Here is a 16663-nt window from a genome sequence, read left to right as displayed (position 1 = left end):
CGGTCAGCCGAGCTGGAGTGATCTGATGACCAGTGCTAAGGCCTCCTGTTCATTCATCAGGTTGTAGCTCTCCTGATGTCGAAGAAACCACAGATAATCCAATGCTGGCATGTTCAGTTCACCGACTTCCCTAAGGATCGGTGATGCGATGGCTGGCTGTGGGGAACGCCACACCAGAGCCTGTGGATTACCGTCAGTGATGATGGTGCAATAGCTGAGAAGAGGATGGAATGTCCGGATCAGCGGAATGATCTTATACGTGTCTCCATGCCAGGCATTGCTTGGATCGCCTGCCATGAATTGACGCATCATCACCGCTTCGACTTGATCGCGGTTGCAGGAGAAAACATCGCTGGGGAAGATGTCGTCCAGAAGAATGATCGATCGCTTGTGGGTGATGAGAAGGGTGTTGCAGAAGTCTCGGTAGGTCTGCTCCCAGGTGTGCAGGCCATCGAGAAAGACGAGATCGTACTTGAAGTCTCTCTTGACATTGCAGAAGAACCGGTCGCTTGTGGTTTCGAAATACTCAATGGAGTCTCCCTTTGGCGCCGACTCGCGGTCAAACAGGAACTTGGGATCGACGGCTGTCTTGAAGTCTGCCGAAATCTCAAAGAAGGTCTGTCCTGTCTCAACGCCCACCTCCAGGTAGCGAGTTGGAGAGGGAATTGCAGACAGCAACGAGTTCACGCGCCTCGCCGAAGCCTGGAGGAAGGGATTATTCGGCAATGGGGCTGGGGGATCAGACATGACTCTTGATGTTGCAAAGGGAAGATCGGCGGGCGTCAAGGCCCGTGAGGCCCGATGTCTTGTTTATGGCGTATGGTGTTCACGGCGTCGAGGCAAAATTCTTCAAAACTTCGAACATAATCCATCCGATTAAAAACTCGATAGTTGTTCGCAAGAATCGCGGACTTTAGTTTGATTCGACGATCTGAATCGTTGCAGAGTTCACTCACCAGACGGATGTACTCCGCTTCGTTCGCGGCGATAGGCGGGTCGTCGATGCCCATTTCGCGGTAGCCGCAGGCCACCACGCGTGAGCGCAGATTCGAGCCTTCCAGGGTAACGATGGGGGTACCGACGAAGCAGGCCTCGAAAAAGGTGATCCCGGATCCATAATAAATGGGATCAAGCAGCAGATCGAGGCAGTTGCAGAGGGCGTGGTACTCAGCGCGACCCATGAATGCTAAGGGGATGCAGCGCTCTCTTGCAGAGGGAGCGTTCTTGGAGAGCCGCTCCAGAAACAGCCTGGTTCTCGATGGTATCGTGTCCTCCACGAAGACAAAGGCAACCTCCGGATTCGCCTGGGCAATCTTCTCCAAGAGCAGATCAAAATCAGGATGCAGCTTGTGTAGACCCTGCAGGCAGCCCACCAGGGTATCGCCTGGAGGAAGAATAAAGTACTCACGGGGCAACGGTGTGAGACTCAGGCCTCTGTCCTCGAAGTGACACGGCAGGCCACCGGGGAGCCGGATGAGCGTCTCGGTGTACTGATCTTCTGCGCCGGCCGGCTCAAGTTCCGCGGCAGAGATGTAGTAGTCTATCTCATGGATACCCGATGTATGAGGGATCCCCCAGCCCGTGATCTGGATGGGTGCAGTGCATAAAAAAGGCAGAATGAATTCATAGGCATTCATTCCAAGATCGGTGAAGAAAAGGATGTCCAGCCCCTCGGATACCAGTTTCTGGTAGGAATCAGAAAGGTCCGATGACAACTGGATGACTTTCTCGCAGATGGCGTTGAGGCTATCGCGGACCTCGTCTTGCTTGGAATCGGCTGTGTGAATCAAAATCACCTCAAACCGCCTGCGGTCGAGATGGCGGATCAAGCCAGAGAAGGCGATCGTATTGCTGTGGCCGGAGAAGTGCTGGGAGAGAAAACCGATCCGCAGCTTCCTGTCCCTACCCGCCGACTTGGCCTGCGCAGGGGTGACGTGACTCTGACGGACCTCTAAAAGTAGAGGCTCGCAGAGGTTGCGCATCAGGCCAATGTAGTGCTCCAGCAACCTCCGGTCGTTGTGGTTGTGGTAAGCGAGTGGAAACGTGTGCGGGATTGCCTCATCACCAAGATCCAGCCGCAGCTCAGGATTGCTCTCCACCACCAAGAGCCCACTGAGGAAGCGCCGGCGTGCCTCCTCGATGTCCTCTCGGCATGCGGGGATGCTCGGCAGCATCAGATGATCATTAAGTTGGTAAATTGCGGAGCTTGGGCGCATCGATGCCACCTTCCTGTAGGACTTCGCGGCGCCCCTCCAGTCGCCAGTCAGCTGCAGGACCCTCCCCCGGCGGCAGTGGTAGATGAACGAATCAGGATCAAATTCCAACGCCTTTTCGACATACTTCAGAGCCTCCTCATGACGCCGCATCCGGATCATCACGACGCTCAAATGTGAGTACACCTTCTCTGCAGTAGGGGCGATACGAAGGGCTCTGCCGAGGCTGCTCACGGCCTGCTTGTTGTCTCCCAGCTCTGAAAGTAGTTCCGCTTCCAGCAGATGCCCTTTGAGGCTGAGGGGAAACCGGCTCAGCCAGCGCCGTACCACCTCAAGGGCATCCTCCTCCCGACCAGTGGCGCGCAGAGAAGCCGACCATAGACGCCAGACCTCCTCTTCCTCCTCCTGCGGGCAGCTCCCGACCAGTTTCTCAGCGAGTTCGATCACGTCCTCGTGGCGCTGCTCCACACTGAGTGCCTTGAGCCGGCTCAGCAGGGCTGGGAGGAATCCGGGATCCTGCCGCAGGGCACGATCGAGAAAGCGTAACGAAGGAAGGGGCAGTCCCATCATTAGGAGGCAGCTGCCGATGTTCGCATTGGCTTTCAGACCATAGATCGCATCGGAGCGGAGCACGGAGAGGCATCGGATCGCCTCCCGAAAGCGCGCTGACTGGAAATGCTCCTTTGCCTGAAGATAGAGTTCGTTGGCCTTAGGGCGATCCCTAGCAAGTGAATTTGCATCATCAGCCATGGCTGGTCGTGATGGGTGTATTCGAAAGGATCATCAGCGGATGCATAGTCTCAACCCCAATTAGCCTGTCGGATCAGCTTCGTCGAAGGCTCAGTCATATGGGGGTCTGATTGTCTCGATGAATGGGAGAAGGCATAAGAGCCTTTTAGCAGATCGTTATTGAGCAGCACATCATCTTTTCGAGCAGTATGGTCGAGTCAACATAAAAAAGGGCGGAGGTTTCCCTCCGCCAAACTCTAGATAATCCGAGAACTTACCTAAGGGTCAGCTGAAGGCGCAACTGATGGCGCCAATGTTGGTCGCAGTCGAGCCACCGGTGATAGTGACGGTGACAGTCGTGTCACCTGTAGCGGAAGTGTCTGTCAAGCAATTAACCCCCCCAGCTCCAGCGGTGAAGGTGCGGGTGACAGTTCCGTTGGCGCCTGTGGCGCAGGTCACGTTTGTTGCTCCAGGCTGTTGGCCGACACCGCCGGAGGCCAGAAAGGTGGCGCATTCCTTGGCGAGCCCGAGGGCTTCACCCACTTTGGCACCAGCGTCAGCCGCTGCCCGAGCGCCCAGGAAGTTGGGAAGAGCAACAGCTGAAAGGATGCCCACGATCGCAACCACGATCATCAGCTCAATCAAGGTGAAGCCCTGGGCCACCTTCGACTTCTTCTCGCGCAGGCTGCGCATCAGCGCCAGCTTGGTCTTGGGGGAAATGTTCATTGGAAAAGCCGCGAAGCTCTTGACTCAATCGATTTTATGCACCGAAAGCAGTCCCGTCCATCCAGGCCCTGTCGTTGTGGTGGGTGGGGAGTTGTTGATTCCCTAAGGCTCTGAACCCTTGACGTGGCTGGGCTTTGCCGGTTTCCAACCCGGCTCTGGTTTGGCAGCGCTGAGACCTTTTCATTGTCTATTACGATTCATTTGGCAGTGGATCTTGTCGAGGCCTAATGAACCTCTAATGGAATTGATCGGTATTTCTCGGCCTCTGGGCTCGTTTTTCCGTCCTGCCAAGGCGTTTTCGATGCGCCGGCGCCTCCTGGGGCTCAGTCTGCTGGCCGTTCTTGGGGGCTACGCCCTTCTGATCGGGTCCACCGCCCTGCTGGCCAGCCAGGAGCGGCGGGATCAGCACCGTGCCACGGTCGCCAGCGTCCGCCAGGTGCTCCTCTCACGCCGGCCCGTGCCACGCACGCTCGACGAGATCAGCGAAGCCCTGGCCCGGCTGATCAGCCCCAATTTTCTCGGCTGGGTGGAGACCGACCAGGGCATCCCCTATGGCGCTGCCGACCAGATCCGCCTGTTCTCCATCCCCACCGGCGTGCCGTTGACGCGATTGCCGGCCCAGCGGAACGGCTACGGTCAAGTGGCTGTGCTCCGCTTCGGGAACCTCACCTATCTCACCAGCTCGGAGCAGATCCATCTCGGGACGGGCACGGTGCGCCTCCGCTTCCTGGAGGACATCACCCACAAGCTGGCCCAGCAGCGGCTGCTGCTGACCCTTCTGATCGTGGCCGCCGGTCTGGCCACACTGTTCACGGGGTTGCTGCTGCGGCCGGTGCTGGTGCGGGGCCTGGCCCCCCTCCATGATCTCGGGCTGCGCATGCAGGCGATCAGTTCCGACACCCTCGACAGCCAGCGGGTGCTCGTGGGCGCCCAGCCCCGGGAGCTCGCACCGATCGCGGTGGCCTTCAACGATCTGCTGGATCGTCTCTCCGCCTCCTGGGAGCGCCAGCGGGGCTTCGCCAATGGGGTGAGCCACGAACTGCGCACCCCCATCAGCCTGATCCGCAACTACGCCGGGCGCCTGCGGCGACGCTCCCACGGGCTCACGGAGGAGGAGGCCGGCCAGCTGGCGCTGATCGAGGAGGAGGCGGGCCGGATGGGGAAGCTGGTGACGGATCTGCTGGCCCTCACCCGCATCGATGCCAACCGCACCTTGATGCCCTTCGAGCCGTTTGATGTGGCCCAGGCGATCGAGCAGGTGGCCGAGCGGCTGCGCTCGCGCTGCCACGGCCGGCTGCGGATCTGCCCAGGGGCCACCCAGGGGGCACGCACCTTCGCGCTCGGTGATGCCGATCGCTTCGAGCAGTGCCTGGGCAACCTGATCGAGAACGCCCAGAAATACGATCCAGGCGGTGGCCCGATTCAGCTGCGCCTTGATGCCAGCCTTGATCGGGTGGTGGTGCACGTGATCGATACCGGCCCCGGTGTGCCTGACCGGGAGAAGACGCTGATCTTCGAGCGTTTCGGCCGGGGTCGCCACACCGGCGCCATTCCCGGCAGCGGCGTGGGTCTGGCGGTGGTGAGGGCCCTGATGGAGGCGATGGGGGGGAGCGTGACGGTGGCGGATGGGCCGGAGGGGGGAGCCGATTTCCAGCTGCGCCTCATGGGCGCGGCTCCCCTTCACGGAGCATGAAGCCCACGCCGCGCACCGTCTGGATGAGGGTGGGAAGCCCCTCCGGTTCGAGCTTGCGGCGCAGATAACGGATGTAGACGCCCAGCAGGTTTTCGTCGCCGAAGTGGTTTTCGCCCCACACCTCGCGCAGGATCTCCTCCCGTTCCACCACTCGGCCGGTGCCGCGCAGCAGGCAGAGGAGCAGGTCGTACTCGCGCACGGAGAGGGAAATCGCCTGGCCCGCCCGCATCACCTCCCGGGTGGCGGTGTTCACGGAGAGGTCGGCGCAACGCAGCAGATCGGATTCGGCCACACCGCGCCAGTAGGCGGTGCGGCGCAGCTGGGCGCGGATGCGGGCCAGCAACTCCTCGATCGAGAAGGGTTTGAGGATGTAGTCATCAGCCCCGGAATCGAGCGCCTCAACCCGGTCGCGGATGTCGTCGTGGCAGGTGAGCATCAGCACGGGGGTGATGTCACCGCTGGAGCGCAGCCTTCGGCAGATCTCGACGCCGCTGAAATCGGGCAGGGTCCAGTCGAGCAGCACCAGATCGGTGCAGGCGTCCCTCAGGTGCATCAGCGCCCCCTGGCCGTCTTCGGCTTCGGTGACGTCGTAGCCTTCGCAGTTGAGTTCCCCGGCCAGGAACGTGCGCATCCGCTGGTCATCCTCGACAACCAGCAGCCGCGACTTGGATGGGGCCTCCGCCATTCTCAGCGGGGCGGCCCTTCCTTCAGCATGAAGCCGACACCGCGCACCGTCTGGATCAGGGTGGGCTGGCCGGCCGGCTCGAGCTTGCGGCGCAGGTAGCGGACGTAGACATCCAGGAGGTTGTCGTCGCCCAGCCAGTTTTCACCCCAGAGGGCATCGAGGATGGCGCGCCGCTCCTGCACCTGATTGGGGTGGCGCAGCAGATGCATCAGCAGATCGAACTCCTTGGCGGTGAGGTGAATCGACTCACCGCCCCGCGCCACTTCCCGGCTGGCGGGATTCACCTCCAGATCGGCCATCCGCAGCACACCGCCTTCCTGCTCATCGATGCCGCTGCGACGCAGACGGGCCCGCACCCGGGCCAGCAGTTCCTCGATCGAGAACGGCTTGATCAGGTAGTCGTCGGCGCCGGAATCGAGCGCTTCGACCCGTTGCTGAACCTCATCCCGGGCGGTGAGCATCAGCACGGGGGTGGAGATGCCGCCCTTGCGCATGCGCCGGCACACCTCGACACCACTGAAATCGGGCAGGTTCCAGTCGAGGAGCACCAGATCCCAGGTCTGGCTGCGGATCCGGCCCAGGGCCTGCTGGCCGCAGGCCGCTTCTTCACACTCGTAACCCTCGACCGCCAGCTCGGAGGTGAGGAAGCCGCGCATTTCAGGGTCGTCGTCGACGATCAGGAGGCGGGCGCTGGTCATCTGATCGGGAAGGCTGAACGACGCTCGGCCACGATGGAAGTCAGCACTCTGGAGTTGAGTGGCGCATATGATGCACATTATACCAGCGTGAGAATTCACCTGCAAGCGCACCTGCAGGCTCTCTTGCAACTCGGTGGAAATCCATTGCTTGGCTGCCAGCTTCCGGTTGATCCGGTGAGTACGGACCGAAGCGGGAACCGCGGCCCAGCTTGACGCCCGCGCCTTCAGAGGCATAAATTCCGCCGGATTTCATGGCCGCCAACGATGGCCGCCCCACGGATCGGCGGCCACGGAAGGCAGCCTCGCTGATCCCGCAGTCGCCATATCGGCAACCCCTGAGGTTACTCTTCTGGCGAACCTGATCCGCGTCTGTTTCAGCGCAGATACGCACGAATCCTGGCCGTGACTGTCAACTTGTGATACGGAAGTCCACTGGTAAGGCCGACCGGATTGGACCGCCCCCCGGAGTCGGTGGTTCCACCCTGGCGCAGCGCATGGCGCGCTGGGGCCTGGTGATCGTGGTCGTCTACGGGCTGATCGCCCTGGCCACCCCGCTGCTGGTGCACGGGGGTCTGCTGAGCGATCCCAATGCGGGCCTGGAGAATCCGATCTACGCGCCGCCCTCCTTCGGCCACTGGTGCGGCACCGATCGCCTCGGCCGTGACGTCTGCGTGCGCACGCTCTCCGGCAGCAGCGTCGCCCTGCAGGTGGTGCTGAGCGCCCTGGTGCTGGCCCTGGCCATCGGCGTTCCCCTCGGGATGGTGAGCGGCTACCTCGGCGGCGGAGTCGACCGCCTGCTGGTGCTGGTGATGGACACCCTCTACACCCTGCCGGTGCTGCTGCTCTCCGTCGTGCTCGCCTTCCTGCTGGGCCGGGGCCTGCCCAATGCCGCCGCCGCCCTCTGCGTGGTCTACGTGCCCCAGTACTTCCGGGTGGTGCGCAACCAGTCGGCCCAGGTGAAGGCGGAGCTGTTCATCGAGGCGGCCCGCTCCCTGGGGGCCGGCCCCGCCTGGATCCTGCGCCGCTACCTGTTCCGCAACGTGATCACCTCCGTGCCGGTGCTGCTCACCCTCAATGCCGCCGACGCGGTTCTGGTGCTCGGGGGTCTGGGGTTCCTCGGCCTCGGCCTGCCGGAGACGATCCCCGAGTGGGGCAGCGACCTGCAGCAGGCCCTGACCGCCCTGCCCACCGGCATCTGGTGGACCGCCCTGTTCCCCGGGCTGGCCATGTTCGTCCTGGTGCTCGGCCTGTCCTTCTTGGGCGAGGGTCTGGAGAACTGGCTGAGCGGCGTTCCGGCCGGTGCGCGCGACTGAACGCCTCCGGGCCGGCACCGAATGCCTGGGGTAGCGTTTCAGGGAAGCGTGGTTCCGGCGATGCCCTGGTGGTTGGATCTGGCCCTGCTGGCCCTGGCCGTGGCCCTCTGGCAGAAGGCGGGCAACACGCCCGACGATGTCTGGAGTGTCTTCCAGAAGTTCCTGTCCTTCGTGGCGGTGGTGGTGGTGCTGCTCGGCGGCCGCCAGCTGCTGCTGGAGATCCTGGCCCTCGCGCTCACCTTCTGGCTGCCGAGCGCCTCCCGCTTCGATGGCGGCCCCCTCAACAGCGAAGTCGCACGGTCCGGGGAAGCTCCTCGAGGATGGCGCCTTCGGGGCTGAGGGCCGGGTAGGGGCGCCCCTCGCGCCGGCACCAGGCGGCCACCTCCGGGTAGGCCCACTCGAACAGCAGCCGGGCGTACTGCTCCGGCGGCAGCCCTTCGCCCCGGGTCGGCAGGCAGCCCTTTGCCTGCCGCTGCCGCAGCGCCTCGAACAGCAGGATCGCGGTCGCCACCGACACGTTGAGCGACTGCACCATGCCCACCATGGGAATCGCGATCGCCTGGTCGATCGCCGCGGCCGTCTCCTCGCTCAACCCCCACTTCTCCGCCCCCAGCACGAAGGCCGTGGGCCCGGTGAAGTCACAGTCGCGGTAGTCGACAGCCTGCGCCCCCAGGTGGGTGCCGTAGAGCCGGAAGCCGCCGGCCCTGAGCCGGGCGATGGCGTCGCCGCTGCACCCGTGCCGGTGCAGCGCCACCCACTTCTGGCTGCCCAGGGCCGTGCTGTTGAAGGTGGGCGTCCGCCCCGGGAGGCTGACGGCGTGGGCTTCGAGCACCCCCACCGCATCGCAGCTGCGCAGGATCGCCGAGAGGTTGTGGGGCTTGTCCACATGCTCCAGCAGCAGCGTCAGATCCCCCATGCGGCGATCGAGCACCGCGCGCAGGCGCTCGAAACGACGGGGCAGCAGCGGCATCGGTGCACAGCGGCGGACCATCACTTCAGCACCTGCGCCGTCAGCAGCTCCGCCACCGCATCGCTGATCGGTGCCTCACCCGTGCCCTCGGTCCCGGTCTCGAAGACCGTGAACCCCGGCATGGCGTTCACCTCGAAGATCACCCAGCGCCCGTCCGGCGTCAGCCGCAGGTCGATGCCGGCCAGCCCCAGCCCCATCTGCCGGCAGGTCTGGCGGCAGCGCTGCGCGACCTCCTCCGGCAGCGGCTGCGGCATCAGCCGCGGCGCCGCGCAGCCGGACGCCGGCAGGCGGTAGTCGACCGCCTCGCTCTCGATCCGGCAGCCGAAGACCCGCTCCCCCACCACGTGGACCCGGTGGTCGACGCCCACGATCCGCCGCTGGAACTGGGTCGGACACCAGGACAGCAGCGCCAGCCGCGGGTCGCTCTCCCCGTCGAAGCGACGCACCCGGCTGCGGCTGCTGCCGACGGCCTTCACGATCACCTCCCCGTGCCGCTCGCGGAAGGCCAGGGCCTCTTCGGCCGAGGTGGTGACCAGGGTGGGCGGCACCTCCCAGCCCCAGCGCCGCAGCCAGCGCAGCTGGGCGGGCTTCGAGGCGCAGATCGCCGCCGCCGCGGGGCGGTTCAGGACGAGGGCCGGTGTCAGATCCAGCCAGCTCTGCAGGGCATGTTCGGCCACGGGGTCGAGGCCCGCCGCCGCACCGGTGGGCCGCACCAGCACCGCGCTGATCTCCGCCTGCCAGCGCCGCAGGTCCGCGGGCCGGAGTCCCGCGCTCCAGGGGCCGATCCGCGGCGCCACACCCCGGCGGCGCAGGGCCTCCGCCACCCCCTGCAGGACCGGATCGTTCACCGCCCCCAGCAACAGCACGCTCATCCGGCCTCCAGCCGCTGCTCCAGCAGCCGATCGAGCGCGTCCAGTTCCGCCGCGCCCACTCTGTCCAGTCCCACCCGCGCCTGCACGAGCGCCCGTGCCGGCCCCTCGCCCTGGAAGCGGAAACTGGCCATCTCCTGCCCGGCCCCCGCACCGAGCCGGCGCGCCCAGGCCGCCTCCTCGTCAGCCCCTGCACCGATCACCGTGTCGCCGACCATCGTCACGAGCCGGGTTCTGCCTGGATCGGGGCCCTGGTCCCGCACGGGAATGCCGAGCCCGGAGGCGTGGGCGGCCCAGTGGGACCAGCCCCAGTTGCGGCCACAGAGGCAGCCTGGACTGGGCCGATCGATCACCGGACAGCCCAGCCCCTCCAGCCAGGCCAGCAGGAAGGCGGTCATCTCGGCGGCAACGAACTGCCGTCGGGGGGACTGGATCCAGGTGAGTTCCAGCGGATCCACCTGCACCAGCCGCGTCAGCACCGCGGTGATCGCGGCATCAGGCCGGTCCACCCCCTGACAGGCCCAGCGCCCTTCCCCGGTCTCCTCCACCACCAGATGCCACCCCGGCTGGGAAAGGTCGCGCGGGGTCAGCAGAACGGCCTGGGGGGCCCAGGCCGCCTGCAGGCGGCGAGCGTCGCCGTCGTGCGCGCTCGCCAGGATGACGCGCAGGCCCGTCAGGGTTCCGGGGAGACGAAGGAATCGCCCCCGGCCGATTCACCCGCGAGCGAATCGATGGTGCGGGCCATCAGGCTCAGACCGTCCTGGAGACGCGCCAGCGTGGCCCTCAGTTCAGGATCCGTTCCCGCACCGGCGATCGGCGGCACCGGCCCGGGCGGCACCGGTCCCGGCAGCACCTCCGGCAGGGACGGCAGGGGGCGTCCGGGGAAGGGAATCGGATTCGTGTTGTCGATCAGGGGCTTGAGGTCCCGCACCGGTGATGGCAGGCGGAACAGCGCACTGCCGGTGGCCGTGGGCAAGGCCACGATCAACTGGTCGAAGTCCCTGCCGTTGTTGTTGGCGACTGGCAGGGGTGGGGGCACGAAGGAGAAGTTGTTGGGCAGGAACGTGCCGCGGTGCTCTGGTGTCAGCAGCACATCGAAGGTCTGCCCTTGGAAGGTGCGGGTGGTGATCTCGATCTCCACGAAGCCGCGGAACTCCACCGAGTCAGGCAGATTCGCCAACGTCACATCGGGTTGAAGAATCACCAGGGCGGTGTCCCTGCCTGGAACCCTCACGCTCAGGGTGAAGCGATTGGGATCGGCGGTTGGGGTGAGATCGCCGAAGGAATTGCCTCCCGTCACGTCGGTGGCCTGAACGGTCTGCGCCAGATTGAGGGCGGGCGTGGTGGCATTGAAGGTCAGCAGGAATGTCAATGTCGTCGTTGACGTGTTCGCAATCGTCAGAAAGTAGCCCTGAAGGATTCCCCGTGCTGCCCCGGGGACGCGCACCAGAGGTGGGTTGGCCGGTGTGGTGGCCTTGAAGAGGAGCTCGAAAGTGGAAACAAGCATGATCGTTGGATTCCAGACAGTGAGCTGACAACTGCCGTCTGCCGAACGTTGCCAGGAGTGGACAGATGCAATGTATGTCGTTGAACTCAGGCCCCCTGTCTTTGCCCGCATTCCTTACTGTGATTCGGGTGACATCAAGTTGCCTGATGAGTTCCACGGGTCCGTAGTCCGGATTCCACGGCGACTAGTCTGTGCTCCATGCTTCGGCAAGCCGTGTCCTCCCATCCTTCAGAAGCCGCCACTCCCGCCGCGCCGCTTTCCTTCGACCAGCGCGTCTACGCGATGGTGGCCCTCATCCCCGCCGGGCAGCTGGCCACCTACGGCCAGGTCGCCGAGCTGATCGGGGCCTGGGGCTGCGCCCGCCAGGTGGGCTGGGCCCTGCGGCGCCTGCCCCTGCCCTCCGAGGTCCCCTGGCAGCGGGTGGTGAATGCCCAGGGGCGGATCGCCATGAGCCCCGGCCGCGAGGGCAGCGACTGGATGCAGCGGGAGCTGCTGCTGGCCGAGGGGATCGCCGTGGCCCCCGACGGTCGCCTGCCCCTGGCCCGGCACCGCTGGCATCCGCCCGCCGCGCTGCTGCCGGAGGCCGGGGACGCCTGGCCCCCTGAGCCCCCGTGCCCACCCCTGCGGTCCTGTACAAAGGATTGATTCCTCCCGGGAGCCCGCCGATTCACGCCAGCGACGTCGTCCCCGGCCTGGCCTCCCGGCAGCTGGCCTGGCAGGTGCTGCAGGCGGTCGCGGCCGGGGCCTACGCCGACGCGGCCCTGGAGCGGGAGCTGGCCTCCCTGGCCCGCGGCGGCGGTGGCCTGTCGCCGGCCGACCGCGCCCTGGCCACCGAGATCGCCTACGGGGCCATCCGCCAGCGGCTCCTGCTCGACGGCTGGATCGATGCCCTCGGCAAGGTGAGCGCCCAGCGTCAGCCCCCGGCCCTGCGCTGGCTGCTGCACGTGGGGCTCTACCAGCTGCTGTTCAGCGACCGGGTGCCGGCGGCGGCGGCGGTGAGCACCACGGTGGCCCTGGCCAAGCGCGCCGGCCTGGGTCGGCTGGCGCCGGTGGTGAACGGCCTGCTGCGCACCCTGCTGCGGCGGCGGGAGCGGCAGCCCGGCGGCGGAGCCTGCCTGGAGCCCTGGGACGGGCTGGCACTGCCGGCCGACCCCGCCGCCGCCCTGGCCCTGCGCCGCTCCCTGCCGTCCTGGCTCAGCGCCGGGCTGCTCGACTGGCTGCCGCCGGAGCGGGCCGAGGCCTTCGCCCTGGCCTGCAACGCGGTGCCGCCCCTCGACCTGCGCGTCAATGCCCTGCGCACCAGCCGGGAGGCCCTGCTGGCGCGTTTCACCGACGCCGGCGTGGCCGCCCTCGCCCTGCCCGGGGCCCCCCATGGCCTCACCCTGCTGGAGCGGGTGGGGGACCCCCGCGAGCTGCCGGGCTACGGCGAGGGGCTCTGGTGCGTGCAGGACCGCAGCGCCCAGGCCATCGCCCCCCTGCTCGACCCGAGGCCCGGCCAGCGGATCCTCGATGCCTGCGCCGCCCCGGGGGGCAAGAGCACCCACCTGGCCGAGCTGATCGGTGACCGGGGCGAGGTGTGGGCCCTGGATCGCTCCGAAGCCCGGCTGCGGCGCGTGGACCGCAACGCCGAGCGGCTGGGGCTCACCACGATCCGTTCCCTGGCCGCCGACGCCACCGGCCTCGGGGAGCTGAAGCCCCACTGGCGAGGCCATTTCGAGCGGATCCTGCTGGATGCCCCCTGCTCCGGACTCGGCACCCTGGCCCGCCACCCCGATGCCCGCTGGCGGATCACCCCCGACGCCATCGACGGGCTGGTGATCCTGCAGCGTCAGTTGCTGGAGGTGATGCTGCCGCTGCTGGCCCCCGGTGGCCGGCTCCTCTATGCCACCTGCACGGTGGAACCGCGCGAGAACGGCGCCCTGATCGCCGCGTTGCTGGCGGCCCATCCGGACTGGACCCTGCTGGAGGAACGTCAGTGGTGGCCCAAACCGGCCACGGCGGAGTGCGGCGGCGGCGACGGCTTCTACGCCGCCCTGCTGCGGGGGCCGGACACCGCCTAGGGCGGTGGCGGCGGGGCGGCGACGGGCGGCGGTGGCGGCAGGGGGGCGGCGGGTTCCGGCGGTGGGGGCGGGGGAATGGCCGCATCGCGGGAGCGGGGGGCGGCGACGGGATTGTTCGGGGGTGCCGTCTGGGTCGGATCGGCCTGGGAGGGCGGCTGCTCGGTGGGGGGCTCCCGGTCGGGGGGGGTGATGCGGCTGGGCTCCTGATCCGGCGCCTGCCAGCTCGGGGTTTCGCGGCTGCCGCTGTCCTGGGGCCGGGCATCGCGCTCGGTGGTCCGCTTGCCCGGCACCGGTTTGAAGGTGCCGGTGAGTGTCGGCTTGGGGGGGAACGCCTTCACCGGCATCCCCTTGGTGACCGGTTCCATGAAGGTCCGCCAGGCGTAGGTGGCCAGCACGCTGGTGGTGCCCGTCTCCCGGTTGTTGTCGTACCCCAGCCAGACCCCGGTGGTGAGCTGGGGGATGGAGCCGATGAACCAGAGGTCCCGACCCCCCTCGGAGGTGCCCGTCTTGCCGGCCACCGCCCGGTCGGCCAGGGCGGCGCCGCCGCCGGTGCCGCCCCGCACCACCTGCTGCAGCATCCAGACCATCGCATCGGCGATGTCGCTGCTCACCGCCCGGGTGCCGCGGGGGCCGTTGGCCCGGCGAGACCACAGCAGTTCCCCCTCCGGCCCGTAGATCTCCTCGAAGGCCAGCGGCTGGATGTACACGCCGCGGTTCACCAGCGCCGCATAGGCGGCGGTCATGTCGAGCACCGTCTGCTCGTTGGCCCCGATCGCCATCGACAGGTAGCGGCCCAGCTCCCGGTGGATGCCGAGGCTCTTGGCGGTGGCGATCACCGGGTCGTAGCCCAGTTTCTGCAGCAGCCCCACCGCCACGATGTTGAGGGAGTTCTGCAGGGCCGTGGCCAGGCTCACCCGGCCCATGTAGCGGTTGCCGAAGTTCTTGGGGCAGTAGCTGCCGAAGCAGCGGGCCGAATCCAGCACCGTGTCCTCCGGCTTCATCCCCAGCTTGAGGGCCGTCAGGTAGACGAACAGCTTGAAGGTGGAGCCCGGGGAACGCAGTGCCTGGGAGGCCCGGTTGAACTGGGTCTTCTCCCAGTCCTTGCCGCCCACCATCGCCCGCACCAGCCCGGTGCCGGGTTCCATGGCCACCAGGGCCCCCTCCATGCTGCCGGTGGCGTAGGAGTCGATCGTTTTCTGGGCCTCCGCCTGCCAGGCCGCATTCAGGCCGCTGCGGATCGTCAGCCCGCCCACCTCCAGCTGCTCCTTGCTGAGCACCTTGGGCAGTTCCTGCTCCAGCCAGCTGGTGTACCAGGGAGCCGGGTTGAAGAAGAACTTCGGTTCCGCCGGCTTCAGCGCCAGGGGGGCGGCGTCGGCCCGCTGCAGCTGTTCATCGTCGATGAAGCCCGCCTCCCGCATGCGCTGCAGCACGATCGAGCGCCGCCGCAGCGCCACCTCCGGATTCACCAGCGGCGAATACACCGAAGGGGCCGGCGGCAGGCCGGCGATCAGGGCGGCCTCCGGCAGGGTGAGCTGGTCGGGACGCTTGGAGAAGTAGATCCAGGCCGCATCGGAGACCCCGTAGGCGCTGGAGCCCAGGTACACGTAGTTGAGGTACTGCTCGAGGATCTGGTCCTTGCTCAGCTGGCGCTCGATCTTTCCGGCCAGGGCCGCTTCCTTGAGCTTCCGCATGATCGTGCGGTCCTGGCTCAGGAACACGGTGCGCGCCAGCTGCTGGGTGATCGTGCTGGCGCCCTCCTCCACGGCCCCCTGCTGGACGTTGCGCAGCACGGCGCGGCTGATGCCGAACAGGTCGATGCCGTCGTGCTGGTAGAAGCGCCGGTCCTCGGCGGCCACGAAGGCGCGCTGGATCAGCAGCGGCATCTTGCCGGCGGGCAGTTTCTCCCGGGTGGCCGGCCCCTTCTTGAGCACCACCTGGCCGTCGGAGGAGAGGATCGTGATCGTCCCCGGCCGGTTGAAGCTGGTGATGCGGGCCGCATCGGGCAGCATCCCGTCGAGGGCGCGCACCACGGTCGTCTGCCCCAGGGCAACGAGCCCGCCCACGGCGGTGGCCGCGACGGCCGGGGCGAGCAGGCGCCAGCCGGAGCGTCGGGATGGGCGGCTGGGCGGAGGCTCACCGGGCTGCCGCGGGCCGGTGGTGGCCGTGGACAGGCCCACCCTGGTCATGGCAGCGGTGCCGTCAGCGCAGCGATAGGGGTGAGGTCACTGTGGCCGATCGCCAAGGCGGTGACAAGCATCCCCAGCACGAGGAACGGCTGGGCGCTGGCCTGGTACTTCACATCGAAGGCGACGGGATCACGCAGCAGCCAGATGTCCTGGAAGGTGATCTGGGGGATGATCAGCAGCACCAGGAGCACGGCGGCGAAGTGCTGGCCGATGGCGATCAGCACCGCCACCATCGCCAGCTGAAAAAGGTCGATCATGCCGGCGCTGATCCAGCTGGCCCGCTGGACGCCGAACACCACCGGCAGCGATTGCAGCCCCAGGGCCCTGTCCCCTTCGACGCTCTTGAAGTCGTTGACGACGGCGATGCCGAGCCCCGCCAGGCTGTAGGCCAGGGTGAGCAGGGCCGTGGTCCAGGTGAGCTGGCCGAACAGGGCCTGGCCGGCCCACCAGGGCAGGGCGATGTAGCTGGCGCCGAGGGCGTAGTTGCCGAGCCAGCCGTTCTGCTTGAGCTTCAGCGGTGGCGCCGAATAGATGTAGCTCACGAACGAGCCGCCCAGGGCCAGCAGCAGCAGCACCGGGGTGCTGTGGCCAGCCCAGACATCCAGACCCCAGGCCACGGCCAGCCCGGCCAGCAGCAGCACCACGATCTGGAGACGCACCTGGCCCAGGGGAATGGCCCCGGACGGGATCGGCCGGTAGGGCTCGTTGATCGCGTCGATCTCGCGGTCGTAGTAGTCGTTGATGGTCTGGGTGTAGCCGGCCAGCAGCGGACCGCTCATCAGCATGCAGGCCACGGAGGCCCCCACTTCAGGCAGGGTCCAGTGGAAATTCCCGGAGGCTGCCGCGCCGCAGATGACTCCCCAGATGAGGGGAATCCAGGTGACGGGCTTCATCAGCTGCAGCCGGATCTTCCAGATGTTGGAGGTGCCGGCGGCACCCTTCATCCCGAGCAGCTGACGGGCGCCACCGGAGACGCCTGGGGAGCCGGCGCTGGGTTCGGGGCTCTGGCTCATG

The 16663-nt window shown here is 66.7% G+C and carries 16 protein-coding genes; 5 read left to right on the top strand and 11 right to left on the bottom strand.

The features are described from left to right. Positions 1–3: 3 nt before the first annotated feature. The 3 genes from KBZ08_RS13885 to KBZ08_RS16560 form a co-directional block, all read right to left on the bottom strand. Positions 4–786 carry a class I SAM-dependent methyltransferase gene (locus KBZ08_RS13885; protein WP_254973725.1) on the bottom strand — a complete coding sequence of 261 codons (783 nt, stop codon included), beginning with the start codon at positions 784–786 and terminating at the stop codon, positions 4–6. Continuing rightward, positions 783–2963, bottom strand: a complete 2181-nt coding sequence (locus KBZ08_RS13880; RefSeq protein WP_254973724.1) for a hypothetical protein — start codon at positions 2961–2963, stop codon at positions 783–785. Before KBZ08_RS13880 ends, KBZ08_RS13885 begins: the two co-directional genes overlap by 4 nt. Before the next feature lie 264 nt (positions 2964–3227). Then, positions 3228–3668, bottom strand: coding sequence for a prepilin-type N-terminal cleavage/methylation domain-containing protein (locus tag KBZ08_RS16560; protein WP_315861262.1), 441 nt, complete (start codon positions 3666–3668; stop codon positions 3228–3230). Positions 3669–3969: 301 nt separating this feature from the next. On the opposite strand from KBZ08_RS16560, the gene KBZ08_RS13870 reads away from it, so the two are divergent. After that, positions 3970–5361, top strand: coding sequence for a sensor histidine kinase KdpD (locus KBZ08_RS13870; RefSeq protein WP_254973723.1), 1392 nt, complete (start codon positions 3970–3972; stop codon positions 5359–5361). Here the strand turns inward: KBZ08_RS13870 and KBZ08_RS13865 are convergent. Together KBZ08_RS13865 and KBZ08_RS13860 are read right to left on the bottom strand one after the other, a co-directional pair. After that, the gene (locus KBZ08_RS13865; protein WP_106220557.1) at positions 5330–6046 is read right to left on the bottom strand and encodes a response regulator transcription factor; all 717 of its coding nucleotides are present in this window, start codon (positions 6044–6046) and stop codon (positions 5330–5332) included. The two genes, KBZ08_RS13870 and KBZ08_RS13865, sit on opposite strands and share 32 nt — an antisense overlap. 2 nt (positions 6047–6048) lie before the next feature. Next, a complete protein-coding gene (locus KBZ08_RS13860) occupies positions 6049–6744 on the bottom strand; it encodes a response regulator transcription factor (RefSeq protein WP_106220558.1) in 696 nt (231 codons plus the stop codon). 494 nt (positions 6745–7238) lie between these two features. Here KBZ08_RS13860 and KBZ08_RS13855 point away from each other — a divergent pair, with 494 nt between their 5' ends. Then, complete coding sequence (locus KBZ08_RS13855; protein WP_106220559.1) at positions 7239–8057, top strand: ABC transporter permease; 819 nt, start codon at positions 7239–7241, stop codon at positions 8055–8057. A 60-nt stretch (positions 8058–8117) separates the two neighbouring features. Further along, on the top strand, positions 8118–8396 hold the full coding sequence (locus tag KBZ08_RS13850) for a hypothetical protein (protein WP_106220560.1): 279 nt from the start codon (positions 8118–8120) through the stop codon (positions 8394–8396). On the opposite strand, the gene trmH is transcribed toward KBZ08_RS13850, so the two are convergent. The 4 genes from trmH to KBZ08_RS13830 all read right to left on the bottom strand — a co-directional run bounded on the left by trmH (position 8338) and on the right by KBZ08_RS13830 (position 11268). Continuing rightward, positions 8338–9027, bottom strand: coding sequence for a tRNA (guanosine(18)-2'-O)-methyltransferase TrmH (gene trmH, locus KBZ08_RS13845; protein ID WP_254973721.1), 690 nt, complete (start codon positions 9025–9027; stop codon positions 8338–8340). The two genes, KBZ08_RS13850 and trmH, sit on opposite strands and share 59 nt — an antisense overlap. A gap of 20 nt (positions 9028–9047) precedes the next feature. Beyond that, complete coding sequence (locus KBZ08_RS13840; protein ID WP_254973718.1) at positions 9048–9899, bottom strand: RimK family alpha-L-glutamate ligase; 852 nt, start codon at positions 9897–9899, stop codon at positions 9048–9050. Further along, positions 9896–10447, bottom strand: a complete 552-nt coding sequence (locus KBZ08_RS13835) for a hypothetical protein (protein WP_254973716.1) — start codon at positions 10445–10447, stop codon at positions 9896–9898. Before KBZ08_RS13835 ends, KBZ08_RS13840 begins: the two co-directional genes overlap by 4 nt. A gap of 122 nt (positions 10448–10569) precedes the next feature. Next, positions 10570–11268: a hypothetical protein gene (locus tag KBZ08_RS13830; protein ID WP_254973714.1), complete on the bottom strand. Its 699-nt coding sequence runs from the start codon at positions 11266–11268 to the stop codon at positions 10570–10572. 348 nt (positions 11269–11616) lie between these two features. Between KBZ08_RS13830 and KBZ08_RS13825 the strand changes: the two genes are divergently transcribed. Both KBZ08_RS13825 and KBZ08_RS13820 read left to right on the top strand, forming a co-directional pair. Then, on the top strand, positions 11617–12048 hold the full coding sequence (locus tag KBZ08_RS13825) for an MGMT family protein (RefSeq protein ID WP_254973713.1): 432 nt from the start codon (positions 11617–11619) through the stop codon (positions 12046–12048). Further along, positions 12045–13463, top strand: a complete 1419-nt coding sequence (locus tag KBZ08_RS13820; protein ID WP_254973786.1) for a 16S rRNA (cytosine(967)-C(5))-methyltransferase — start codon at positions 12045–12047, stop codon at positions 13461–13463. Before KBZ08_RS13825 ends, KBZ08_RS13820 begins: the two co-directional genes overlap by 4 nt. Here the strand turns inward: KBZ08_RS13820 and KBZ08_RS13815 are convergent. Further along, positions 13460–15649 (bottom strand): transglycosylase domain-containing protein, encoded by a 2190-nt coding sequence (locus KBZ08_RS13815; protein WP_106220567.1) that lies wholly within the window; start codon positions 15647–15649, stop codon positions 13460–13462. The two genes, KBZ08_RS13820 and KBZ08_RS13815, sit on opposite strands and share 4 nt — an antisense overlap. Then, a complete protein-coding gene (gene chlG / locus KBZ08_RS13810; protein WP_106220568.1) occupies positions 15646–16662 on the bottom strand; it encodes a chlorophyll synthase ChlG in 1017 nt (338 codons plus the stop codon). Before chlG ends, KBZ08_RS13815 begins: the two co-directional genes overlap by 4 nt. Between the last annotated feature and the right edge of the window lies 1 nt (position 16663).

Origin of the sequence: Cyanobium sp. Candia 9D4, assembly GCF_024346155.1 — a bacterium.
Classification (GTDB): Bacteria; Cyanobacteriota; Cyanobacteriia; order PCC-6307; family Cyanobiaceae; genus Cyanobium; species Cyanobium minutissimum.
The sequence above is the reverse complement of the archived record's forward strand: the minus strand, read 5'-3'. Positions and strand labels throughout refer to the sequence as shown.

Bases quoted from the DNA above. Each gene is read 5' to 3' on its own strand.
- KBZ08_RS13840 (WP_254973718.1), bottom strand. From the start codon at position 9,899: ATGAGCGTGCTGTTGCTGGGGGCGGTGAACGATCCGGTCCTGCAGGGG.
- KBZ08_RS13880 (WP_254973724.1), bottom strand. From the start codon at position 2,963: ATGGCTGATGATGCAAATTCACTTGCTAGGGATCGCCCTAAGGCCAAC.
- KBZ08_RS13815 (WP_106220567.1), bottom strand. From the start codon at position 15,649: ATGACCAGGGTGGGCCTGTCCACGGCCACCACCGGCCCGCGGCAGCCC.
- KBZ08_RS13855 (WP_106220559.1), top strand. From the start codon at position 7,239: ATGGCGCGCTGGGGCCTGGTGATCGTGGTCGTCTACGGGCTGATCGCC.
- KBZ08_RS13850 (WP_106220560.1), top strand. From the start codon at position 8,118: ATGCCCTGGTGGTTGGATCTGGCCCTGCTGGCCCTGGCCGTGGCCCTC.
- KBZ08_RS13860 (WP_106220558.1), bottom strand. From the start codon at position 6,744: ATGACCAGCGCCCGCCTCCTGATCGTCGACGACGACCCTGAAATGCGC.
- chlG (WP_106220568.1), bottom strand. From the start codon at position 16,662: ATGAGCCAGAGCCCCGAACCCAGCGCCGGCTCCCCAGGCGTCTCCGGT.
- KBZ08_RS16560 (WP_315861262.1), bottom strand. From the start codon at position 3,668: ATGAACATTTCCCCCAAGACCAAGCTGGCGCTGATGCGCAGCCTGCGC.
- KBZ08_RS13870 (WP_254973723.1), top strand. From the start codon at position 3,970: ATGCGCCGGCGCCTCCTGGGGCTCAGTCTGCTGGCCGTTCTTGGGGGC.
- trmH (WP_254973721.1), bottom strand. From the start codon at position 9,027: ATGCCGCTGCTGCCCCGTCGTTTCGAGCGCCTGCGCGCGGTGCTCGAT.
- KBZ08_RS13865 (WP_106220557.1), bottom strand. From the start codon at position 6,046: ATGGCGGAGGCCCCATCCAAGTCGCGGCTGCTGGTTGTCGAGGATGAC.